Source organism: Geomicrobium sp. JCM 19038, assembly GCF_000698125.1.
GTDB lineage: Bacteria > Bacillota > Bacilli > Bacillales > Marinococcaceae > Geomicrobium_A.
On sequence record NZ_BAXA01000004.1, the window covers coordinates 264,430 to 287,094 of the forward strand.

Consider the following 22,665-nt stretch of genomic DNA (forward strand, 5'->3'; position numbering starts at 1 on the left):
TGGGCTTTTTGTATGTGGAATAAAGGGATTTTTCGTACAGTGTCTAAACAACTATACATAAGACTTTGACAGTTTATGAGTCGTCAACTATTAACGAAAGAAGGGAAGCGTATGCTCCTTCATACTCGAAATCATTGTGGTCAGTGGATGAATATTCAACCGACTACGATTGACGTAACGATGACGATACGAGAAGCCAAGTCAATGATGACAATGCAAGAGCAATCAGAAATGGCCGTAGTAGAGGAAGGACGTTTTTTAGGAATCATTCGAATATGGCGTTGTTTACGAAGTGATGATGACCAACAAACGGTGGCGAACGTGATCGAACGACCACATGCGATTGTAGATGAACACTGCTCACTACGAGAACGTAAAGAGTCATTATTATACGTTGTGCATCACGAGAGTGGTGTCCTTTCTGGAGTGATTGGTATGGAAGAACGGCTTGCATTTACCCATTATCTTGAGGAGCAAGAAGAGAAACAAAGGCAGATGAATCGATGGTTAATGCTTAGTCTGGATACGGCTTATGAGGGCGTCGTGATTGTCGATCACAAAGGCATCATTCAAGTGTTTAATGAAACGTATAGCCGCTTTGTCGGGGTAACGAAGGAAGAAGCGATTGGTCGGCCAGTTGAAGAAGTGATCGAGAATACAAGGATTCCGGTTGTCTTAAAGACGGGTGTGCCTGAACGTAGTCAAGCACACCGTCTGCAAGGTCAAGAACTCGTCGTCCATCGGTTGCCGATGTGGCAAGAAGGAGAAATCATCGGAGCAGTTGGTATGCTCGTGTTTGAAGGGAAGACTGAACTAGAAGAAACGTTGCAACGGTTAGAGCGCATTCCGCAAGCGGCAGCCATTGAAGAGAGTCGTTGGCACAAACATACTGAAAGCAACGTGAGTGTTCGCTTTGAAGATATTATTGGAGAAAGTCCTGCAATTGCTAGTGCGAAGAAAATAGGCAGAAAAGCGGCAGTTACCGAGGTGCCTGTATTGCTAACAGGGGAAACAGGGGTTGGAAAGGAACCTTTTGCTCATGCGATTCACCATAAGAGTCATCATCAGAAAGGTCCGTTTGTTGCAGTGAATTGTGCTGCCATTCCAGAAAGTTTGTTTGAGTCGGAGTTGTTCGGCTATTTAAAAGGGGCATTTACTGGGACGCGTTCAGAAGGGAAAGTGGGGAAAGTAGAGCTTGCAAACGGGGGGACGTTGTTTCTTGATGAGATTGGTGACATGCCCTTTGAATCTCAGGCGAAAATCTTACGTGTATTAGAGACGAAGCAAGTGGAAAGGGTTGGTGGTTCGACACCTGTTCACGTAGACTTTCGCTTAGTTGCAGCGACGAATCAAGACCTTAAAGCAAAAATGTTGCAAGGCACATTTCGAGAAGATTTGTATTATCGTTTGAACGTAATTCACATTGAAATTCCACCGTTAAGAGAACGGAAGCAAGACATTCCATTATTGATTGCTCATCATTTGAAACTCCGTGAACAATCAGGTTTTCAGAAGAAAACGCTCACGAAAGCAGTGCTTGAGCGCATGTTTGCGTATAGCTGGCCAGGTAACGTACGTGAATTGTTTCATTACCTTGAGCGAATGTATGTTCTTTCTGAAGGGTCCATTATTAGTGAACAAGATTTGCCGAAAGAGCTGATGCAGCGTACGTTCATTACGGCTTCATCCATGCCTCCACCAATCTCTGATCAAGAACTCATTTACGAGGCGCTTAAGGAAGCGAAAGGCAATAAGTCTGAGGCAGCAAAGCAATTAGGGATTTCTAGAGCTACGTTATACAACAAGTTGGCTAAGTATGGTCTTTCTGTTTAATAAGGATCGACAGTGTCTATACATTTAGACATTTTCAACCGTGCGGTGCCTTGTTTCACCGTATTCAAATGTTGGCACAGACTTTGCTTATTAAGTATGGAAAGGAGGCCATTCATTTGATGAATTCGAGCATGCTTTTTGGAGGAACTCTTGATGACTCTTCGTTCAGTCCGGAAGAACGTACGAGTGAAGAGCAAATGATCATAAAGACAGCAGAACAGTTTGTTGAGGGTTATCCCTTACAACACCCAGAGAAAACGGAGCAACAAGACCAATCTTGGATAAAGACGTGCTTTCAGGCTGCTGGTGAACTTGGTTTACAAGCCGTAGAGGTACCGGAGGCATACGGGGGATTAGGTCTTGGTAAACGGCTATCGGGTGTCGTTGCAGAACAAGTTGGGAACGGCGGTGGATCGTTTAGTGTATCGTTTAACATTCATGTGGGGGTAGGGACGACTCCATATATGTATTACGGTACAGAGTGGCAAAAGTCGATGTACTTACCGAAACTTGCTTCAGGAGAATGGATTGGCGCCTATGCATTAACGGAGCCAGAAGCAGGATCAGATGCGTTAAATGGGAAAACGAAAGCGGTCTTTGATAAAGAGAAAAATGAATATCGGATCACTGGTGAAAAGCAATGGATAACGAATGCTCATGTTGCGGACGTATTCATTGTATTTGCTCAGACTTCAGAAGGTATGACTGCTTTTATTGTGGAACGCACGATGGAAGGCGTTTCAATCGGACCAGAAGAGAAGAAGATGGGCATTAAAGGTTCATCAACAGCGACACTTCTGCTTGATCAAGTTGTTGTGACAGAAAAGCACGTTTTAGGGGAGCTAGGAAAAGGTCACAAAATTGCACTCAATACGTTAAACTTAGCCCGTTTGAAATTGGCGTTTAATAATATCGGTGCAGCGAAGCGAGCGCTATATTTGGCAACCACATATGCGACGGAGCGCGTTCAATTTCAATCTCCCATTGCGTCGTTTACGTTAATCCAAGAGAAACTTGCAGAAGTGACTTCGGCAATCTATGCAATTGAAAGTTATGCGTACCAAACGGCAAGTCGCTTAGACGAAGCTCTTCAGTCAGATGGGGATCACGATCACTCAAGTGTGTTGGCATTGTTTATCGCAGATTGTGCCATGTGTAAGACAATTGCTTCCGAAGTGTTGGCATTTACGACAGACGAAGCGGTGCAAATCCATGGTGGTTATGGGTATATGCAAGAATATGAAGTTGAGCGTTTATACCGAGATGCGCGTATTAATCGTATTTTTGAAGGTACGAATGAGATCAATCGTCTCGCTGCAGCAAAAGCAGTGTTGAAACGTCAAGTCAACGTGTCACATGCACAAGATGAACTTGGACAATGGATCGTTGCTGCTGAAACGATTTATACGCAAATGTTGAAAGCGCTTACTGACAAGCCTGAGCAACGTGAGCAAGAAGTTCTAAGGTGGATCGCAGATGGGTACGGAACAATTTCAATGATGAGGTCTTCGTATTTGCGATCCAGAACAAAAGAAAGTGACCAGAAAAGGAACATTACGCTAGTCGTACTTGAAGAAGGATTTCAACGAGTGCAAAGCATCGTGCAACGTGTCTATCAAGCCATTGAACAACCGGCGCCGGAATTGAAGCTGAATGTCCCGACTCCAAGTAACGTGATGAAGGTGAAGCGACACATTGCAGAACTCGTGATTGATCGTAAACGCTACACAACGTGAAGGGGGAATTGAAAATGAAAATCGGATTTATTGGACTTGGAAATATGGGTTATCCGATGAGCAGGAATCTACTCGAATCTGGATACGACGTGTACGGATTAGACTTAAATCCGGAAATGGAGCGACGGTTCGAAGCACTCGGTGGGCAAGTCGGGCAGTCGGTTGAATCGTTAGCTAAGACGTGTGACGTAGTGATGACAAGTTTACCTTCAGTTGTTGCGTATGAACATGTGTATTTAGCAGAAGATGGTTTAATCCGTCACGCAGCGCCCGGTGTGCTTCTCATCGATACGAGCACGGTTGCTCCAGAGAACAACGAAAATGTAGAAAAGGTGGCCAATGACTACAATGTGCGCTTTCTGCAAGCGCCCGTAAGCGGCGGGGTTGTCGGTGCAGAAAACCGGACATTAACGTTTATGGCAGGTGGTAAAGCCTCAGTCTTTCAGGATGCTAAACCGATTATAGATACGCTCGGTGCAAACGTATTTCATATTGACGAAAAAATCAGTAGTGGCACGATGACAAAGCTTATTAACAATTTGCTCATCGGGTTTTATACGGCTGGTGTGAGCGAGGCTGTTGCGCTTGCGAAGAAACAAGGGATGAACTTAGATGGATTATTTGATGTGATGAATGTGAGCTACGGTCAAAGTCGAATTTATGAACGTAACTATAAAACGTTTATGGCAACGAACGATTACAACCCGGGTTTCACGCTTAGTCTCCTTCGAAAAGACTTAGGTTTTGTAAAAGAAACGATGGAACAAGTGGGACTCGACCTGCCGGTGACGAATGTGCTTCTAGATGTGTACGAGGAAGCTGAAGACGCAGGCTATGGGGAAAAGGATATGGCAAGTTTGTATGAACATGTTGGCAAGCAAAAAATTACATTTCAAGCAAAACGAGAGGAGTCAACGTCATGACAAAAACTATCCGCAATTATATTAATGATCAGTGGCAAGAATCCGTAGGTGGACATCTTGAATCTGTGCCTAATCCTGCAACAGGTGAAGAAATTGCAAAAGTGCCAATCTCAACAGCAGAAGATGTAACTTAGCGGTTGAAGCTTCAAAAGAAGCGTATAAAACGTGGTCACTCGTTCCTGTACCTGAGCGAGCAAGGCTCATGTTTCGGTATTTGCACTTGTTAAATGAAAACAAACAAGAATTAGGAGACATTATTACGCTTGAAAATGGTAAGACGTTAAAAGACGCACACGGTGAAGTGCAACGAGGGATTGAGGTTGTTGAACTCGCAACTTCGACCCCGAACTTAATGATGGGAGACGCTTTGCCGCGCATTGCTGGAGGTATTGACGGTTCAATCTGGCGTTATCCCCTTGGCGTCGTTGCTGGGATTACGCCATTTAATTTCCCGATGATGGTTCCGCTGTGGATGTTTCCGCTCGCAATTGCGTGTGGCAATACGTTTGTACTGAAAACATCTGAAAGAACACCGGTTCTTGCTGAGCGACTTGTAGAACTGTTTTACGAAGCTGGATTTCCAAAAGGAGTATTAAATCTTGTGCACGGTGCGAAAGATGTCGTCAACCGCATTCTCACTCACCCTGACATCGAAGCGATTTCGTTTGTTGGTTCAGAGCCGGTAGCTCGAATTGTTTACGAAACAGGTACCAAGCATGGAAAACGAGTCCAGGCACTTGCAGGTGCAAAAAATCATGCGACGGTACTTGCTGATTGTCAGTTAGACAAAACTATTGAAGGGGTCATTGGTTCCGCATTTGGAAGTAGTGGAGAACGTTGTATGGCTTGTTCTGTTGTTGTTGTCACTGAGGACATTGCGAATGAATTTATTGATGAGTTAACGAAACGGACGAAAGCCTTAACGGTTGGTGATGGTCACGATGATCAGAACTTTGTTGGTCCTCTCATTCGGGAGTCCCATAAAGAGCGGGTACTTGGCTATATTGATGATGGCGTGCGCTCAGGTGCCAAGCTACTCGTAGATGGGCGAGAAAAAGGAGATCAAGTAGAGGCGGGTTATTTTGTTGGTGCCACGTTATTTGATCATGTGACCCAAGAAATGAAGATTTGGCAAGACGAGATTTTTGCGCCGGTGTTAAGTATCGTTCGTGTAAAAGATCTTGATGAAGCGATTGAAGTTACGAATGCTTCCCCATTTGCAAATGGGGCGGTCATTTATACGTCGAGTGGAAAGTCTGCTCAGACATTCCGCGATCGAATTGATGCAGGGATGGTCGGAGTGAACGTAAATGTTCCAGCACCAATGGCGTTCTTTGCATTTGCAGGAAACAAAGCATCGTTTTTCGGTGATTTGGGAACGAATGGCAAAGACGGGGTTCAATTTTATACGAGGAAAAAAGTCGTCACGGAACGTTGGTTTTAAGAAAAGAAGCGTGACCTGACATCATCGTCTAGGTCACGCTTCTTTTCTTTCGTTACGCTTTAAAATAAGAATCAACAAGTTCATCGTCTACTTCTTCAAGCGTTGGGTAGTCATAATTCGGTGACTGATGTTTTTTTATTAACACAGCATCGACACCTTCATAGAAGTCATTGTTACGTAAGAAGTTCATTGCGACAACAACGTCCATATTCAGCGTGTCTTCAAGTGAGCGGTGAGCATAGTCGAGCATGTACTTATGAGTAACCTTTAAAGAAACTGGTGATTTGGAAAGAAGGATGTTCGCATGCTCATCACCGAATGCATCGCCACGATCACGCAATTTTGCAACAATATCTTCAACAGAATACAAATGGAACGTGTCATCAATGTCATTTTGCAATGCTGCTAGTTCTCCTCGAGGTGGCACTGCTGCAAGCGAACCGATTAACTCGTCAAGTTTGTGGTCAGCTTCTTCGACGGTTGTCCAGTCGTAATCGACAATTTTTTGTTCAAGCACACGAAGGTCTTCTACGTAGAAGTCAGCCGCTCCGATGTAAAGAATGTCAGCAGCTCGAATAGTTTTTGCGGTTAACGCCAAATACATTCCTGTATATCCAGGCGCTTGATTTAAGAAATGAACGCCCCCGACGTCAGGAAAGAACGCAATGTTCATTTCAGGCATCGCCCATTTTGTATTCTGCGTAATGATGCGGTGGCTCGTTCCTTGAGTAAGCCCCACGCCACCGCCCATCACAACGCCGTTTAAAAGCGATACAATTGGTTTTGAGTAATTTGCAAGTAGGAGATCAAGCTCATATTCATCGACGAAAAACTGCTTCGCATTATTAAATTGTTCGTCACCTTCTTTTGCAGAGGCGAGCGTTTTAATGTCTCCACCTGCACAAAACCCTTTTTCACCGCTTCCCTTGAAAACGATTACAGAAGTAGCTTTATCATTTTGCCATTGCTTTAGTTGTTGTAGCATTGCAGTAACCATGTTGTTCGTAATGGAGTTTAATGCTTTAGGTCGATTAAGCGTAATGATCCCTACGCCAGTTGTCGTTGTAGAAAACGTCACTTCTGTCGTTGTCGTTGTCAAAGTAATCCTCCTCAAGTTTGTGTTCGAAAATGTGCATTGGTGCATTTTCGACAAAAGCTTCTCGTATTCCTGCATTCATTATTGGGGATCATACGAAAAAATCAAGTGATTTACCTGTTTTCCAAAACAAAACAGTTGCTTATAATGTCGTAAAAAGCCTATACTAATAAGGATTTCCGGGATTAAAAAATTTTCTTTAAAAAGTTTTTAAAAACCTATTGCTTTTTCTTCGAGAAGATCATATAATATTATTTGTCAGCAAGAGACACACCAACGAAATGGCCCGTTGGTCAAGGGGTTAAGACACCGCCCTTTCACGGCGGTAACGCGGGTTCGAATCCCGCACGGGTCACCAATTTAACTTATATCGATGACTTCCCAGCAAAGCCATTTGCTGGTTTTATCATTTGTTAATACTGGAAGATCATTCCATTTTAAAATGGAGGGGTAGCGAAGTGGCTAAACGCGGCGGACTGTAAATCCGCTCCCTCAGGGTTCGGCGGTTCGAATCCGTCCCCCTCCACCATTTTCATGCGGGAGTAGTTCAGTGGTAGAACACCACCTTGCCAAGGTGGGGGTCGCGGGTTCGAATCCCGTCTCCCGCTCCATTGATTTTTATTTTTAAGTATGATAGGATACATAGTATCTTAAATGCGGGTGTAGTTTAGTGGTAAAACCTCAGCCTTCCAAGCTGATGATGTGGTTCGATTCCCATCACCCGCTCCAATTACATAACTATTAAGGGCAGAACATCATGTTTTGCTCTTTTTTTATTGTATTTTTATTAAGATTAAAGTGGGCAAAATAATTCATGCTAAAATAAAACGATTGGACGAAAAAAATTCTAGCGCTTTTTTCAAAATTGTTGAAACCATAACGATTGGAAAAGCGTAATCATAGAGAACGGACACAAGGCGGGGTTTGCATGGATGATTGGCTAAATCAATGTATACGAGAGGTTAAGGCAGGGGAGACGGAAGCTTTTGCCCAAATTGTTGATGCGTACAAAGATAAAGTGTATCAAGTGGCTTATCGAATGGTCGGGAACGCACAAGAAGCGCAAGACGTTTCGCAAGAAGCATTCATCCGTGCGTATACAAATATTGAGCGCTACGATGTGAATCGGAAATTCTCCACGTGGCTATTCCGCATTGCGACGAATTTAAGCATCGACCGACTTAGAAAGAAGAAGCCAGACTTTTCTTTAGACGCAGAAGTGAATGGCGCAGAAGGCTTGATGGTTACGCCCAACTTGCTGCAACAGATGCACTTCCAGATGAGCAAGTTGTAACGCTCGAGTGGCAAGCTTCCATCCAAAATGAAATTGACACGTTGCCACCGAAGTATCGAGCTGCAATTATTTTGAAATATATGGAGGATTTGTCGTTACAAGAGATGAGCGAAATTCTTGATCTTCCAGTTGCAACGGTGAAAACGCACGTTCATCGAGGCAGAGAAGCACTACGTAAAAAGCTAAAAAAATGGTAACAAAGGGGCGTAGAAGGTTATGAGCTGTTTGAAACACAGCGATTCGATTCACCGTTATTTTGATGGTGAGATGACTCAAATTGAGCGTGAACAGCTCTATCGACATCTAGAGGGTTGCTCTGAATGCCAAGAGCATTATGATGAAGTTAAGAAATCGATTGCGCTTGTTCAAAGCGCTTCACATATTCAAGCACCAAAGGATTTCACAGAAAATGTTATGAGTGCATTACCTCATAAGAAGAAGCGAACGATCGCTTGGAAGAAATGGTCAAAAAAACATCCCGTCCTTGTTGCTGCAGCAGTGTTTCTTCTATTTATGTCGTCAATGACTTGGCTTAACTGGACAGATGAGTGGTGGAGAGATGGCGATTTCTGGGGTCGGTAATTTTGAAGTTGACCAAGAAAACAATACGGTCATCATCCCTGAAGGTGAAGTAATTGAAGGGAATTTAACCGTTCGTAATGGAGATGTCGATATTCAAGGTGAAGTTCAAGGAGATTTAACCGTCATTAACGGTGAGCAATATATGGCTTCAGCTGGTCAGGTGGCAGGCAACATTGAAGAAGTAAATCAAGTATTGTCATGGTTATGGTATGAGACGAAAGAATTGTTCTCTAACCTTACACCAGATCAAGAAGATTGACCTTGCTAGAAGTACTAGCAAGGTTTTTACTGTTTTTATGAAGGAAAAGGATAGTGTTGAGAATTTTACATTTCATTTAGATGGGATTGCGGTTTTTTTAAACGGGTTTTTGAGGAAGCCGGTGTAACAAGTGGGTAAAGAACACGTAGTAATAAGTAGATGATCACAAAGCATAAGGGTTAAGAGAAACGAAGAAGAGTTATACTGTGTAGATACTGAATGATTTCTAAGGATCGCTGAGTTGCTACCAGTTAAATCGAGAGCTATGTTATACTAGTAATGGTGTTAACCTCTCGAGGTTTCTCGCTTTTAAATCCTGGTGGGAGGCAAATGAATGTTTGGTGAGGAGTTCGAATTACTTACGTGGCTACGCCGAATTATTGATATATTGCTCGTTACATTTGTAGTTTATAAATTGATTTCAATCGTTCGTGGAACGAGGGCAGTTCAGTTATTAAAAGGAATTATCGTCATCTTAGCAGCAGGCTTCTTGAGTAACTTCTTCGGTTTGCATACGATGTCGTTTATTATGAATCTTGTCATTACATATGGTGTGCTAGCGATCATCATTATTTTCCAACCTGAAATGCGTAGAGGACTAGAACAATTAGGCCGCGGACGTCTATTCGGGCGTGGACAATCGACTGAAGAAGAAGATTCAGTGAAGACGATTGATGCGATTATGAGTTCATTAAAGTACATGGCAAAGCGTAGAATTGGTGCATTGATTTCGATCGAGAAAGAGACGGGAATGACTGACTACATTGAAACCGGAGTCGCTGTTAATGCCCAGATTTCTTCAGAACTTTTAACGAACATCTTTATGCCTAACGCGCCTTTACATGATGGTGCAGTTATTCTTCGTAGCAATCAACTCGTTGCTGCGGCGTGTTATTTGCCGCTTTCGGAGAATCCATTTATTTCAAAAGAACTCGGTACGAGGCATCGCGCTGCAATTGGTGTGAGTGAAGTAACGGATGCATTAACCGTAACCGTTTCAGAAGAAACAGGTGCCATCTCTGCAACAAAGAATGGTGAGTTGCATCGAGACTTAGACGATGAAACGATTCGCAAGATGCTTGAGAAAGAATTACTACAGGCATCCAAATCATCCAATACGTCGTTTTGGAATTGGGGAGGGCGTAAAGATGGATAGGCTCTTCAATAACAATTGGTTTTTAAAGTTAATTTCATTAGTCATCGCGACGATGTTGTTTCTGTTTGTGAATATGGACGACTTTGGGAATCGTCCTGGTGCCACACCGATTATGAGTACAGAACAAATTCAACTAGATGAAGCAGAGCTAGATATTTATTACGATGACGAACAATATGCAATTGCAAGCATCGATGATGACATTGATGTTCGTGTCTCCGGCACACAGAGTGCACTTACGTTATTCCAAGTCACAAACTTCGTATGAAGTCTATGTAGACTTATCTGAGCACGGGACAGGTTCATACGTTGATGTTCAAACAGCGAATTTCCCAAGTGGACTAAATGTTAGTGTTGAACCGAGCACAGTGAGAGTCGTCTTAGAAGAACGTCAGGCGGTTACGCTACCTGTTGACGTTGAATTAATGAATGAAGAACAAATCGCAGAAGGTCATACAATTGGTGACCCAGAAGTGAATCCAGGAGAAGTAGAAGTTCATGCAGGTGCTTCGGTGCTTGATAACATTACATCGTTGCAAGCGTTTGTTGATGTAGCAGGGGCAGACGAAACGTTTACAGAAGTCGTTGAGGTTATTGCCTACGGACCTTATGGAGAGCAACTGGATGCTCACATTGATCCGGAGTCGGTTGAGATTACGGTCCCAATCCGACTGCCTTCAAAAGAAGTACCATTAGAATACGATACGACTGGAGAATTGGAAGATGGACTTGAAGTCCTTGAAATGACTTTGTCAGACGAAGCAGTAACGATCTACGGTCGATATGATGACATTAACGACATTGATTCGATTCATATTGGGACGCTTGATTTAAGTTCAATAGAAGAGAGTGAAACACGGGAAGTGGAAATCCCTCTTCCAGATGGTGTGAGTTACGTAAGACCAGAGGTGATTGAGCTCGATATTCTTCTTGATGAATTTGAAGAATCGACGTCTCTAGATTTAGAGATCGAAATGGACAATCTGCCTGAGACATACAACGCATCGATCCCTGAAGAACAAGATGGAGATCGTGCCTATCGTGTCACGGTTCACGGAGATGAAGAAGCACTTTCTGAGTTAAGCGAGGAAGACATTCGACTTTACATTGACTTTAGCGAAGAGGAACTAGAAACAGGGGAGCAAGTCGTTCCAATTCAAGTTGAAGGACCGAATGATTTAGAATACCGCTTGGAAGTTGAAGAAGTGCCCGTAGAAATAACCGAAACCGTTGCAGGTGAATAGCTTATTAAGGGTAAGCATGAAGGAGAGATATTGAATGGGTAAGTATTTTGGCACTGATGGTGTAAGGGGTGTAGCTAACACTGAACTCACGCCTGAGCTTGCGTTTAAATTAGGGCGTGCTGGAGGATATGTGTTAGCCAAAGAGAGCGAACAGCCAAAAGTTCTCATCGGCCGTGATACACGAATTTCTGGGACAATGCTAGAAGGTGCATTAGTTTCAGGGTTGTTATCTATTGGAGCAGAAGTGATGAGACTTGGCGTCATAACGACACCAGGAGTCGCCTTTCTTACAAAAGCTGTCAATGCAGATGCAGGAATCATGATTTCAGCATCACACAACCCGGTCGAAGATAATGGCATTAAGTTCTTTGGTGGAGATGGGTTTAAACTTTCCAAGGAACAAGAAGAAGAAATTGAAACGATCATCGACAAAGAAGATACACTCCCAAGACCTACAGGAGCTTCACTTGGCAACGTTAGTGATTATTATGAAGGTGTACAAAAGTATGTTCAGTATTTAAAACAGTCGGTTGACGAAGAATTTACAGGACTGCACATTGCCATTGATTGTGCGCACGGTGCTGCGTCTTCAGTTGCACCGAGAATGTTCGCAGATTTGGATGCAGACATTTCGACGATCGGCAACAACCCTGATGGTACGAACATCAATGACGGGGTAGGGTCAACTCACCCTGAGAAACTCGTACAACTCGTTCGTGAAAAAGAAGCAGACATCGGTCTTGCTTTTGATGGCGACGCGGATCGTCTAATCGCTGTTGATGAAAAAGGGCAACTCGTAGACGGAGATAAGATTCTCTACATTTGCGGGAAGTTTCTTAAGGAAGAAGCGATGCTTGCACACAACACAGTGGTTACGACAGTGATGAGTAACCTCGGGTTGTATAAAGCGTTGCAAAAGGCAGGCATTCAAACGCAACAGACGGCGGTTGGAGATAAGTATGTAATGGAAAAAATGCGTGAAGGTGGCTTTACCCTTGGTGGAGAGCAGTCAGGACACATTATTTTCTTGATCATACAACGAGTGGAGATGGAATGTTAACAGCAGTGCAACTCGTGAATATAATGAAAGTGAAGAACAAGAAGCTTTCGGAACTCGCTGAGGAATTAGAGACATTCCCACAACAACTTGTGAACATTCGTGTGAGCGACAAGCATGCAGTTGAAGAAAATCATGCTGTAAAAGCTGTAATTGAGCAAGTTGAAGAGAAGATGGCTGGTAACGGTCGTGTGCTCGTTCGACCAAGTGGAACGGAATCTCTCGTTCGCGTGATGGTCGAAGCGGAAACTGATGAGTTATGCTTTGAATATGTGAATGAAATTTCTGCGGTTGTCCAAGAACAACTCGGAACGGATGCATAAGATAAAAAGGAGCTGTCGTTCATGAACATTATTCGACAGCTCATCTTCATTTATTGACGTTTTTTGACAAATTATAGTACGATTGCGGTATTCATTCTAGAATGGAAAGGGGCATTGTCACACGATTTACTAGTTTCATAAAGCGCCTGGACTGCAAGTCGATGCAGTTGACGAGGAGGAGGTTCATCGAACGTCGGCGGATGCTCCCGGTTGTTTTGTCACAACCGAAAGTCATTGACTGAAAACGAAGAGGTGACTCTTCGTACAAAAGCAATGACCATGACAGTGAATTTACGACTATAGAGTGGGGACAAGAGACTGTCCCGTAATGTGCTTGTCCCCTTATTGGAGGAAATCAGTTATGTGTGGAATTGTCGGTTATGTAGGAACACAAACAGTGAAAGATATCCTATTAAAAGGATTAGAGAAACTCGAGTACCGTGGCTACGACTCAGCTGGACTCGCAGTCATTGATGAGAATGTAAATGTGATTAAAGAAAAGGGAAGAATTGCGACCCTTCGAGAGAAAGCAGAAGCAACGGATGCGGATGGCACGATCGGAATTGGTCATACGCGTTGGGCGACACATGGTGTACCAAACATTACGAATGCTCACCCTCATCAAGGTAATGAGAAGCGTTTCACACTCGTTCATAACGGTGTGATTGAGAACTACGAAGAGCTTAAGGCGGAGTTTTTAAGTGACGTGACGTTAACGAGTGATACGGATACAGAGATTATCGTGCAAATGATCGAGAAGTTTGCGGACGCAGGTGCAACACCGGAAGAAGCGTTCCGACAGGTTCTTTCTAAATTGGAAGGTTCTTATGCGATTGCCATGCTTGATGCGAATGATGCTAATACGATCTATGTCGGTAAGAACAAGAGCCCGTTGCTCGTTGGTCTTGCTGATGATGCAAACGTTGTGGCATCGGATTCAATGGCAATGCTACACGTGACGAAGACATTCGTTGAGCTAATGGATGAAGAAACCGTCATCGTGAATCGTGAAGGTGTACAAATCAAGAAACTAGATGGTACAACGGTCGATCGTGAACCATTCACAGCTGAGCTTGATGAAAGTGATACGGAAAAAGGCACGTATGCTCACTACATGTTAAAAGAAATCGATGAGCAGCCGTTCGTGATCCGCAACATCATTCAGCAATACCAAGATGAACAAAACGAAATTAAGCTCTCCAAAGACATCCGTAAAGCGGTCGGAAATGCAGATCGCATCTATATTATTGCAGCAGGAACGAGCTACCATGCAGGTCTTGTTGGAAAAGAACTCTTGGAGAAGGTTGCTGGAATTCCAGTCGAAGTTCACATCGCAAGTGAGTTCCTTTACAACCAACCATTGTTGTCAGAGAAACCATTGTTTATTTTCATTTCGCAAAGTGGAGAAACAGCGGATAGTCGCGGCGTTCTTGTTAATGTGAAGAAAGCTGGATTGCCATCTGTAACGATTACGAACGTACCAGGGTCAACGCTTGATCGTGAAGCCGACTTTGCATTGTACACGTATGCAGGTCCAGAAATTGCGGTAGCATCGACCAAAGCGTATACGGCACAAATGGCCGTTCTGTCTATCTTAGCGATGGATGCAGCGATTGCGAAAGGCATTGATACAGATTTTGATGCGATCCATGAATTAAGCATTGTCGCCAATGCGATTGAAGTGCTCACTGATGCGAAAGACGAAATGGAACAAATCGCACGAGACTACTTGCTCGAAACACGCAATGCGTTCTTTATCGGTCGCGGATTTGATTACCACGTCGTTCAAGAAGGTGCATTGAAGCTTAAAGAAATCTCCTACATTCAAGCGGAAGGCTTCGCTGGAGGAGAATTAAAGCACGGAACGATTGCACTCATCGAAGACGGAACACCCGTCATCGCACTTGCCACTCAAGAAAGTGTCAACTTGAACATTCGAGGAAACTTACAAGAAGTCGTTTCTCGTGGCGCAAACCCATGTGTCGTAAGCATGGACGGCCTAAATCGTAAAGGCGACAACGTCGTCATTCCAAAAGTCCATGACTATTTGACGCCACTTGCTTCAGTGATTCCATTGCAACTCATCTCATACTACGCAGCATTGCATCGCGGATGTGACGTTGATAAGCCTCGTAACCTTGCGAAGAGTGTGACGGTGGAGTAGAGATCGTGATGATTTGAATGATAATAAATTCGCACAAAAAAGGTCACTCAAACGTGAGTAACCTTTTTGTGCGTTATAAGGGATAATAGCTTTATAACGTTATACTAAAAAGAATAAAGATAAAGACGAGATTGAGAGAGCAGCAAAAACAAAGATAGCAATGGCTCTCAGGAATGTGTAGTTTCTAAACGCAAAGATGACAATGTAAGAAAATGCTAGAAATGTAATTATCCATAGGATCGATAAGTAGACGATGCCTCCTCGTATCATCGTATTTAGTATAATCATTGGTACCGATACATAGGTTAAAACTTTTACAGCGATTATGAGTAAACGATCTTCTATTGTCTCCATTACACTCACCCAAAGAATTTATTGATGCTAGACTAACATAAATACTGAATGTACATAATCAAGTGTAACTTCTATTTATGGATAACATTCTATCAAATGCTTTCAACATTACTCGTCTGGGCTTCTTCGTAATAAAACCGCCGTCCCTAACCCACCCCCAATGCCCATCGTAGCAATGCCATATTGCGCGTTTGTTTGTTGCATATTTTCAATAAGTCTTGTCACGACAATGCTGCCAGATGCACCGTACGGGTGTCCGAAGGCAATGGCACCACCGTTTATATTCATTTTTTCTAGAGGGATGTCTAGTAATTTTAGTGAGGCAATGACTTGGGAAGCGAAGGCTTCATTGAACTCAACAAGGTCGATCTCATTCATTGTTAACTTATTCTTCATAAGTAGCTTACGGATGGCAAGAACCGGTCCGATGCGAGGAGGTTCGGGTCAACTCCTGCAGTGACTGCGTCTAAGAAGATTGCTTCGGGTTTTAGGCCGTGACATTGCGCTTTTTCTTTTGACATGATTAAGGTAGCGGCAGCACCGTCATTTTTCGGACAACAATTTCCTGCGGTTACGGTTCCGTGTTGTTCGAACACCGGCGTAAGTCGAGCGAGCAGTTTCTTCATGTCTTTTGCTCGAACGCATTCGTCATGACTAAATATCGTATCATTCGTACATTTCACGGGTACAATTTCATTTTTAAAATAACCTTTTGCTTGTGCAATAGAAGCGAGCTGATGGCTTCGCCATGCAAAGTCATCTTGCATTTCGCGTGTAATGCCAAACGTTCTTGCGACGTTTTCTGCTGCGATCCCCATGTCAGGGTCGCCGATATCATCTGGGGCAAATCGTGCTCTTAAAAACTCACGATGTTCCGTGTCGCTCGTAGGTTTTTCGATTTTTAATGGTGCAAAGCTTTCGCTTTCGACACCGCCGGCAAGATAGATGCTTCCAGCCCCACTTTGAATAAAGCGAGCGGCATAAACAATCGCTTCGAGACCTGATCCACATTGACGATCAATCGTGACACCTGGTATTTCAAGCGGAAAACCTGCCGTTAGTAAAGAGAGGCGAGCAAGATTTCCGCCTGGTCCGACAGCATTCCCAAGTACGACTTCGTCAATTTGTTTCGCTTCAATCCCTGTATCAGTGAGTAATGATTGCAAGACAGGAGCGGCTAAATGTTCGGGACGTACGTCACTTAATGCGCCACCAGCTTTTGCTATGGCTGTTCTTTTGGCTTTTACAATAACGGCGGTTTGCACATGATCACCTCTGAATGAGTTCTTTTAAGCGCGCTCGAGCTATTTTGCCACTAGATGTATAAGGAAAAGCATCAATGGTGTATGTTCTTCGTGGCCATTCATGTCTAGGTAGGTGCTCTTTGTATATGGATCGTAAAGTGCTTTGTTGGTCACCATTTGAGTGTTCTGTAATCACAAGAACTGGAATCTCTCCCCAAAACCTACTCTGTAGACCAATAACAGCAACTTCGTGTAAATTTGAGTACTTTTTAACAATTGTTTCGATTTTTTCAGGGAAGATATTCCATCCACCACTGATGATTCGATTCTTTTTCCTGCCTACGAGGTAGAGATCGCATCGTGAGAGAGCTTGGCTAAGTCGCCGGTTACCGCCCAGCCGTCGATGAGAACGTTAGCGGTCTCATGATCATTGTTCATATACCCGCTAAAGAGCATGTTGCTTTTTACGTGTAGTGTTCCGATTTGCTCAGGTGGTAGTGGGTTTCCTGAATCATCTCGAATTTCCAATTGAACGCTTGGAAATGGTTTACCGACAGATTCAAGGTTACGTAAATGATCACTTGGTGTAGACACCGATACGAAGCTTAATTCAGAAGCACCGTAAAACTCAAACAGCTGAACGTCTGGCCAAGCGTTTTGCAGTCGCTGTTTTGTTTCGATCGTTAATTTATCACCTGATGTGATGAGAGAGACGGGTTGAGTGAGTTGCTGAGAGGGTGCGAGTGATGAGAGAAGTGATTCTGCCATCGTAGGGACAAGGTACATGTGTGAGACAGGGTGATTTCTAATGAGCTTTAGTGATTTTGCTGAAGAATATTGATTCAATACGTACAACGTTGCCCCATTGAAAAGTGCATGAAAAACAGCAAATAGAAATAAGGAATGAACGATCGAGCCAGGTGCAACGACATGGCTGTCTTGATCAATCTTGAAAACGGAATGACACGCGTTAAAGCTCTCAATCCAAGATTGATGATGGCGGATGAATGCTTTTGGATTACTCGTAGTACCAGAAGTAAATCCAATGTAAAAAGGTTCTGTATCCCCTGCTGCTAAAGTTGGGAATGTACCTGTATGTAGATCGCACCAATCTGTATAATAGAATGTACCAGTGCTTTCGCCAGTTCTGTAAGGAATAATATCTACAGTCGTGTGTTCACACACGAGATCACGGAATTGTTCGTCAATAAAAAGGATATCAACATGTTGCAGGCTTTCCTTCAATTGCTTTTGTGACCACTTTGGATCAAGAACAACTATAATATGGCCAGCTGCAACAGCTCCATATAATGTCTCAATGACTTCACGATGGGTATGAGCGAGAACGCCAACCGTCATTTGCGATTTATTGTACTTGACGAATCCAGCCATTACTTGACCAACTCTGTAAGCGAGTCTGCGATAGCTGATCGTTGAACGTTCATCAACGATGGCTAGTTGATCGGAATTCTTATCAGCGTAATCAAAGAGTGGTGCGACAATATTCATAAGATCACCTTTTCATCGTTTCATTTAGAATTGGAACCGTACCGGTTTGTTTAAGCTTGATCGTTAAGGCAGCGGTAAGTACAACTTTAACAGCGTCGCCAGGCAAAAAAGCAAGATTCGCGATGAAGCTTTGTGGAAAGGGCAGGTCAGTTGTAAAAGAGAACCATAAACTCCCACATAGATAAATGAATAGAATACCACTAACGACATTGATGAAGATTAAGTTACGCATAGAGTAGTGGTTAAGTCGTTCGGTGAACCACCCAATCATAAAAGCAGCGAGTGGCCAAGAAAGTATGTAGCCCCCTCCGGGTGCAGTTAGCACACCGAGACCGCCTCGACCACCAGATAACAGGGGGATCCCGATTGCAATTAGTGCTACGAGTAGCAGTATACTAAGGAACCCTTTTTTAGAACCGAGCAATGCTCCGGTCAACATAACGCCGAATGTTTGGAGCGTAATGGGTACAGGAATAAAAGGGATCGGAATTGGTGGCAATAACCCAAAGACTGCGGTGAACGCAGTGAACATCGAAATGAAAATGAGATTTTTTGTTTTAATGTCTAACCCCTCCCCCTAATTGTTAATCGTATTTTAAAATAGGTTAACATATAAAGTGGAAAAGAGGTAGAAAATTAGTCCATTTACATATCAACAACCTGGAACGGAGTATACCAATGATAGAAAAATCATTTTACTTATCAAAAAAGAGAAGTTACTTGGCGATATGGCTAAGCGTAGTGTCGGGATTCATCATGTTATTTTTCGCATTTGTAGCATGGTTGAATCCGGATGGTGAGGGTACATTAATTTTCTCATTCTTGGCATTTATCCTGTTTGGCTGCGGTTTTCAAATATTTTATAACTTACATCAGACAGGGCCGGTCATCACCTTGAATGAGGAAGGGATGATGTTTACGGTTGGTTTAGTGCCTTGGGAAGATGTACAATCTGTCCGTTTGCTTTATTTTAATTTGCATACGTTCATCTTCTTTATTACGGATGATGATACGAAGTATGATCACTACTTTACGGGGCAAGTTCCTGGTTATATTTACGATACCTTAACGAAGGCCGGATTCCCTGTATTCAGTTTAGGCTACCAACAGGTGACACAACCTAAAGTATTGCTTCAAATGCTTATGGACAAAGGTGTCCCTGTATATGATCGAAAAGGTAAACTAATGAACCCAAAGCAAAAAGAAATTTCTTAGCGTGTCTTGTAAACAAGATAACGTTAAATCTTTTAGGTTTACGTACTTGTCCTGCCTGTACGATCCATCGTCAGTTTGTGAAGAATAGCTGGTTTATTAATGAAAAAGGGGTGTCATGCGTTAACAATTGGTCTAATAACATCCTTAATTTAACCACCCTCTTTTTTTGTTCTGTACATAAGATAACGAAAAGGAGGGGGAAAATGTCAGCGAAAAATCAAGGACGCATCGTTATACAAAACAATTTGATTAATGGCACTGGGCTAGCGCCAAATCCATCACCAGTTCCGCCACCATTACCTGAAGTGTGTAGCAAACTTTATGTAACGAATCGAGGTAGTAACTCTGTCAGTGTTATTGATACAGCAACTGGACAAGTGATTGAAACGTTTGACTTAGATAATTATCCTGAGTTAATTTACGTGAACAATGATTTAAATCAAGTTGTTGTATCGGTTCGGTACGGACCACAATTGTTGGTCATAGATTCAGAAACTGATCAAATCATAAGAAGTGTTACTCTGAACCTTACGAGTGTTGACGGGGTTGTTTACAATTCTAGTAATAACTCTTATTACGTAGCGTCCTATTTTGATAACCAAATTCTCGTAGTAGACGCTACGACGTATATGGTTACGGGTGTTATTGAAAACATTACACGTCCTTATGAATTAATTATTGATCCTGTAACGAATGACATTTATGCGCCGAATGTCTTTTCTAATTCGATATCAGTTATTCGTAATACAGAAGTAATACAGCAAATAGAGATTGAGGGTAGTATCTTTCGTATTGCTTTTAATCCTGAAACAAGGCTAGCTTATGTCACAATCAGCGGACGTGGAGTTGGTGTGATTAATACGTCGACGAATACGTTCGAAACGATTATAGATACAGCAGGTGGTGTCGAAGCGATAGACGTCAATCCGATCACAAATCGCATTTATGCGACTAAGCCCCAACAACTCATCGTAATTGATGGCGATACAAATACGGTTGAAAGAGTAATTGATTATAGTGGTGTTTCTTATCAGGCAATCGCTATTAATTTTATTGATCATATCGCGTATGTCATCGATTCTCGAAATAATACGGTGTTAACTATTGACCTTGCTAGTTATGAAGTCCTCCGTACCACTGAAGTGGGTTCCGGTCCAATTGACTTAGGGTTATATTATTATTCATGCTAGCCGAATGGTTTGCTCGACGTCTACATCTTCATAGACCCATCCTAAATAGACACATGGTTTAAACGTGGAAAGCAGTGGGCATAGGTTACGAAGGAATTATTCGTAACCTTTTCTGATGACGTTTGTTTCTACATGTATATATGCAAGCCGAGCTTGTGACAAGGTGAAGGTTGGTAACTCCTGAAATGGCCACTGCGCGAAGGTTTTGTTAAACTGTAGAGATGTTGCCTAGTTCAGTAAAGATGTAAAGTGAGTGGTCGGTATGATCTTGATTAGTATTGGAGTAATCTGTGGTCTAATTGCAAGCATATTAGGAGCGGGAAGCTCGATGTTAGTCGTTCCGTTGCTTGAATATGTATATCCATCATTGGTAGGGGAGTCGTTAACGGTTCAAACGATCACGTCGGCGGCGCTTGTTCTTACGTTATTTTCAACGGGTGCTGCAACAGTACGTCATCATTTTGCCAAGCGAATTCCTTATAAGAAAGTCATTTTTTATGTGTTGTTTGGGTCGATTGGTTCTTTTTTGTCGAGCATGTTTCTGGCTGAACATGTGAATCAACTGGTGTTCCTTAGCCTATTTCTTTTTATTGCTATCATTTCGTTAACGTTTAATTTAATTCCCTTTAGAAAGCCGAACATCGACCCGAATCAGCGGTTGTCTATGATATTTGGGATGGGGCTAATGTTTTTTCTAGGTGTGGTCACAGGGGTGATTGGTGTTGGTGGAATGATCTTAATCATTCCATATATGGTGTATGTTCTTCACTATTCACTCAAGACGACGATTGCGATTACGACATTTACTGGCGTATTCATTTCCTTGTTTGCAATCATTGCGAGAATCCCTTCAGGTTCAATGGAATGGGAGTTTGCTATTTTACTAGGAGTTGGTGGATTGGTTGGTGGTTTAATCGCACCTTCATTAAGTGCAAAAATTCCTGATGCGATCTTAAAACTTAGTCTAAATACGCTATTGTTCATTATTATTATGACCGTTATTGTTGATCTAATTTCTATCGTATAAAAGGAAGCGAAGTATTGTTACTTCGCTTCCTTTTTATTACGTTCTAAGAGGCTTTAATTTCTCTTCGATTTCTTTTCGGTCTGGCTCTAAAAATGAAGGTAAAGAAAGCTTCTTACCTAGGACGCTAAGTCTCATCAATATCAAACCCTGGGCCATCAGTTGCTAGTTCATAGAGAATCCCGTTCGGTTCTCTGAAATACAGCGACCTAAAGTAGTAGCGGTCGACGAATCCAGAAGTTTGAAATCCCTCATTTTCGAGGCGCTCTACCCACTGTTTTAATTCTTCTTCTGTCTCCACTCGAAAAGCGATATGGTGAACACTTCCCCGTCCTTCTCGAGATTTCGGGGTGTCTTTTTGTTGTTCTACATGCACTTGGCCATTTAACCCGGAGTCACTCATTTCAAAGACATGGACAGACGTGTCATTTTTCTCGTAAAAGCCGACTTGTGTTAAACCTAAAACATTCGTTAATACTTGACTTGTCGCTTCTAAATATTGAACGACTAACGTTACAGGTCCTAAACCTAGAATAGCATGTTCCTGTGGAATGTCATCGGTCTGATTAGTAACGTCTAATGTTGTGTGAACATCTGGAGTAAGAACTATCCGGTGACCTTCAGGATCTTCGAATGGCAGTGAAGGTATGCCATTTATCTCTTGAATATTTTCATGATTCACTTGAAATCGTGTAAAGCGGTCTTTCCAAAATGTGAGTGATTCTATAGAAGGTACGAGTAATGAAATGGAAGACACACGGTTCGTGCCGTCTCGTTTTGCAGCAAGGTTAGGAATTTCAAAGAATGTGAGCTCTGTACCTGGTGATCCTTGTTGGTCAGCATAAAACAGGTGATAGTTGGATGTGTTTTCTTGGTTTACTGTTTTTTTAACAAGATTCATACCGAGGATGTTTCTGTAAAACGCGAGATTCTTCTCAGCATTGGCGGATAGTGAAGAGATGTGGTGCAACCCTTTTAATCTCATGAAGCTTCCTCCTTCGTCTATATTGACTACCAT

General features: G+C 42.7%; 16 protein-coding genes, 4 tRNA genes and 5 pseudogenes. 19 read left to right on the forward strand and 6 right to left on the reverse strand.

Going from position 1 to position 22,665, the window contains the following annotated elements:
* Positions 1–75 precede the first annotated feature (75 nt).
* The 4 genes and pseudogenes from JCM19038_RS07560 (at position 76) to JCM19038_RS07575 (ending at position 5,936) form a co-directional block, all read left to right on the forward strand.
* Complete coding sequence (locus JCM19038_RS07560) at positions 76–1,833, forward strand: sigma 54-interacting transcriptional regulator (RefSeq protein WP_238554319.1); 1,758 nt, start codon at positions 76–78, stop codon at positions 1,831–1,833.
* 119 nt (positions 1,834–1,952) lie between these two features.
* Positions 1,953–3,569 (forward strand): acyl-CoA dehydrogenase family protein, encoded by a 1,617-nt coding sequence (locus JCM19038_RS07565; protein WP_042416254.1) that lies wholly within the window; start codon positions 1,953–1,955, stop codon positions 3,567–3,569.
* Between the two features lie 14 nt (positions 3,570–3,583).
* The gene (locus JCM19038_RS07570) at positions 3,584–4,492 is read left to right on the forward strand and encodes an NAD(P)-dependent oxidoreductase (RefSeq protein ID WP_042416257.1); all 909 of its coding nucleotides are present in this window, start codon (positions 3,584–3,586) and stop codon (positions 4,490–4,492) included.
* Positions 4,489–5,936 (forward strand): annotated as a pseudogene (locus tag JCM19038_RS07575) (CoA-acylating methylmalonate-semialdehyde dehydrogenase). The gene JCM19038_RS07570 and the pseudogene JCM19038_RS07575 overlap by 4 nt, the downstream one beginning before the upstream one ends.
* A gap of 52 nt (positions 5,937–5,988) precedes the next feature.
* Here the strand turns inward: JCM19038_RS07575 and JCM19038_RS07580 are convergent.
* Positions 5,989–7,035 (reverse strand): 3-hydroxyisobutyryl-CoA hydrolase, encoded by a 1,047-nt coding sequence (locus JCM19038_RS07580; RefSeq protein ID WP_238554320.1) that lies wholly within the window; start codon positions 7,033–7,035, stop codon positions 5,989–5,991.
* A gap of 280 nt (positions 7,036–7,315) precedes the next feature.
* Here JCM19038_RS07580 and JCM19038_RS07585 point away from each other — a divergent pair.
* From JCM19038_RS07585 to glmS, 12 genes and pseudogenes are all read left to right on the forward strand, one after another.
* Positions 7,316–7,390 (forward strand) — tRNA-Glu (locus tag JCM19038_RS07585).
* An 86-nt stretch (positions 7,391–7,476) separates the two neighbouring features.
* Positions 7,477–7,561, forward strand: a tRNA-Tyr gene (locus JCM19038_RS07590).
* Between the two features lie 7 nt (positions 7,562–7,568).
* Positions 7,569–7,643 (forward strand) — tRNA-Gly (locus JCM19038_RS07595).
* Positions 7,644–7,688: 45 nt separating this feature from the next.
* Positions 7,689–7,761, forward strand: a tRNA-Gly gene (locus tag JCM19038_RS07600).
* Positions 7,762–7,960: 199 nt separating this feature from the next.
* A pseudogene (gene sigW / locus JCM19038_RS07605) lies at positions 7,961–8,523 on the forward strand (RNA polymerase sigma factor SigW).
* A 19-nt stretch (positions 8,524–8,542) separates the two neighbouring features.
* Positions 8,543–8,908: an anti-sigma factor gene (locus JCM19038_RS23440; RefSeq protein ID WP_238554321.1), complete on the forward strand. Its 366-nt coding sequence runs from the start codon at positions 8,543–8,545 to the stop codon at positions 8,906–8,908.
* Complete coding sequence (locus JCM19038_RS23445; protein ID WP_238554322.1) at positions 8,886–9,167, forward strand: polymer-forming cytoskeletal protein; 282 nt, start codon at positions 8,886–8,888, stop codon at positions 9,165–9,167. The genes JCM19038_RS23440 and JCM19038_RS23445 overlap by 23 nt, the downstream gene beginning before the upstream one ends.
* Before the next feature lie 334 nt (positions 9,168–9,501).
* The gene (gene cdaA / locus JCM19038_RS07615; RefSeq protein ID WP_042416261.1) at positions 9,502–10,323 is read left to right on the forward strand and encodes a diadenylate cyclase CdaA; all 822 of its coding nucleotides are present in this window, start codon (positions 9,502–9,504) and stop codon (positions 10,321–10,323) included.
* Positions 10,316–10,591, forward strand: a complete 276-nt coding sequence (locus tag JCM19038_RS22240) for a hypothetical protein (RefSeq protein ID WP_042416264.1) — start codon at positions 10,316–10,318, stop codon at positions 10,589–10,591. Before cdaA ends, JCM19038_RS22240 begins: the two co-directional genes overlap by 8 nt.
* The gene (locus JCM19038_RS07625) at positions 10,554–11,567 is read left to right on the forward strand and encodes a YbbR-like domain-containing protein (RefSeq protein ID WP_042416266.1); all 1,014 of its coding nucleotides are present in this window, start codon (positions 10,554–10,556) and stop codon (positions 11,565–11,567) included. The genes JCM19038_RS22240 and JCM19038_RS07625 overlap by 38 nt, the downstream gene beginning before the upstream one ends.
* Before the next feature lie 34 nt (positions 11,568–11,601).
* Positions 11,602–12,947: pseudogene (gene glmM / locus JCM19038_RS07630) on the forward strand (phosphoglucosamine mutase).
* Positions 12,948–13,308: 361 nt separating this feature from the next.
* Complete coding sequence (glmS, locus tag JCM19038_RS07635; RefSeq protein ID WP_042416269.1) at positions 13,309–15,111, forward strand: glutamine--fructose-6-phosphate transaminase (isomerizing); 1,803 nt, start codon at positions 13,309–13,311, stop codon at positions 15,109–15,111.
* A gap of 462 nt (positions 15,112–15,573) precedes the next feature.
* Here the strand turns inward: glmS and JCM19038_RS07640 are convergent.
* The 4 genes and pseudogenes from JCM19038_RS07640 to JCM19038_RS07650 all read right to left on the reverse strand — a co-directional run bounded on the left by JCM19038_RS07640 (position 15,574) and on the right by JCM19038_RS07650 (position 18,750).
* A pseudogene (locus JCM19038_RS07640) lies at positions 15,574–16,730 on the reverse strand (thiolase family protein).
* A gap of 4 nt (positions 16,731–16,734) precedes the next feature.
* Positions 16,735–17,106: a hypothetical protein gene (locus JCM19038_RS25390; RefSeq protein ID WP_081831682.1), complete on the reverse strand. Its 372-nt coding sequence runs from the start codon at positions 17,104–17,106 to the stop codon at positions 16,735–16,737.
* The gene (locus JCM19038_RS07645) at positions 17,049–18,218 is read right to left on the reverse strand and encodes an AMP-binding protein (protein WP_042416272.1); all 1,170 of its coding nucleotides are present in this window, start codon (positions 18,216–18,218) and stop codon (positions 17,049–17,051) included. Before JCM19038_RS07645 ends, JCM19038_RS25390 begins: the two co-directional genes overlap by 58 nt.
* 4 nt (positions 18,219–18,222) lie before the next feature.
* Positions 18,223–18,750 carry a biotin transporter BioY gene (locus JCM19038_RS07650; RefSeq protein ID WP_052361248.1) on the reverse strand — a complete coding sequence of 176 codons (528 nt, stop codon included), beginning with the start codon at positions 18,748–18,750 and terminating at the stop codon, positions 18,223–18,225.
* A 146-nt stretch (positions 18,751–18,896) separates the two neighbouring features.
* On the opposite strand from JCM19038_RS07650, the gene JCM19038_RS07655 reads away from it, so the two are divergent.
* The 3 genes from JCM19038_RS07655 (at position 18,897) to JCM19038_RS07665 (ending at position 21,650) form a co-directional block, all read left to right on the forward strand.
* Entirely contained in the window at positions 18,897–19,433 is a 537-nt protein-coding gene (locus JCM19038_RS07655; protein WP_042416277.1) for an STM3941 family protein, read from the forward strand.
* Positions 19,434–19,636: 203 nt separating this feature from the next.
* Entirely contained in the window at positions 19,637–20,623 is a 987-nt protein-coding gene (locus JCM19038_RS07660) for a YncE family protein (RefSeq protein WP_042416281.1), read from the forward strand.
* Positions 20,624–20,885: 262 nt separating this feature from the next.
* On the forward strand, positions 20,886–21,650 hold the full coding sequence (locus JCM19038_RS07665) for a sulfite exporter TauE/SafE family protein (protein WP_081831683.1): 765 nt from the start codon (positions 20,886–20,888) through the stop codon (positions 21,648–21,650).
* A gap of 36 nt (positions 21,651–21,686) precedes the next feature.
* Here the strand turns inward: JCM19038_RS07665 and JCM19038_RS07670 are convergent.
* Positions 21,687–22,632: pseudogene (locus JCM19038_RS07670) on the reverse strand (ring-cleaving dioxygenase).
* Positions 22,633–22,665: the final 33 nt, after the last annotated feature.

What these genes read in the sequence shown, in the direction of transcription:
- JCM19038_RS07560 (WP_238554319.1), top strand. Translation starts at nt 76, where the DNA reads ATGAGTCGTCAACTATTAACGAAAGAAGGGAAGCGTATGCTCCTTCAT.
- JCM19038_RS07565 (WP_042416254.1), top strand. Translation starts at nt 1,953, where the DNA reads ATGAATTCGAGCATGCTTTTTGGAGGAACTCTTGATGACTCTTCGTTC.
- JCM19038_RS07570 (WP_042416257.1), top strand. Translation starts at nt 3,584, where the DNA reads ATGAAAATCGGATTTATTGGACTTGGAAATATGGGTTATCCGATGAGC.
- JCM19038_RS23440 (WP_238554321.1), top strand. Translation starts at nt 8,543, where the DNA reads ATGAGCTGTTTGAAACACAGCGATTCGATTCACCGTTATTTTGATGGT.
- JCM19038_RS23445 (WP_238554322.1), top strand. Translation starts at nt 8,886, where the DNA reads ATGGCGATTTCTGGGGTCGGTAATTTTGAAGTTGACCAAGAAAACAAT.
- cdaA (WP_042416261.1), top strand. Translation starts at nt 9,502, where the DNA reads ATGTTTGGTGAGGAGTTCGAATTACTTACGTGGCTACGCCGAATTATT.
- JCM19038_RS22240 (WP_042416264.1), top strand. Translation starts at nt 10,316, where the DNA reads ATGGATAGGCTCTTCAATAACAATTGGTTTTTAAAGTTAATTTCATTA.
- glmS (WP_042416269.1), top strand. Translation starts at nt 13,309, where the DNA reads ATGTGTGGAATTGTCGGTTATGTAGGAACACAAACAGTGAAAGATATC.
- JCM19038_RS07645 (WP_042416272.1), bottom strand. Translation starts at nt 18,218, where the DNA reads ATGAATATTGTCGCACCACTCTTTGATTACGCTGATAAGAATTCCGAT.
- JCM19038_RS07650 (WP_052361248.1), bottom strand. Translation starts at nt 18,750, where the DNA reads ATGTTCACTGCGTTCACCGCAGTCTTTGGGTTATTGCCACCAATTCCG.
- JCM19038_RS07655 (WP_042416277.1), top strand. Translation starts at nt 18,897, where the DNA reads ATGATAGAAAAATCATTTTACTTATCAAAAAAGAGAAGTTACTTGGCG.
- JCM19038_RS07660 (WP_042416281.1), top strand. Translation starts at nt 19,637, where the DNA reads ATGTCAGCGAAAAATCAAGGACGCATCGTTATACAAAACAATTTGATT.
- JCM19038_RS07665 (WP_081831683.1), top strand. Translation starts at nt 20,886, where the DNA reads ATGATCTTGATTAGTATTGGAGTAATCTGTGGTCTAATTGCAAGCATA.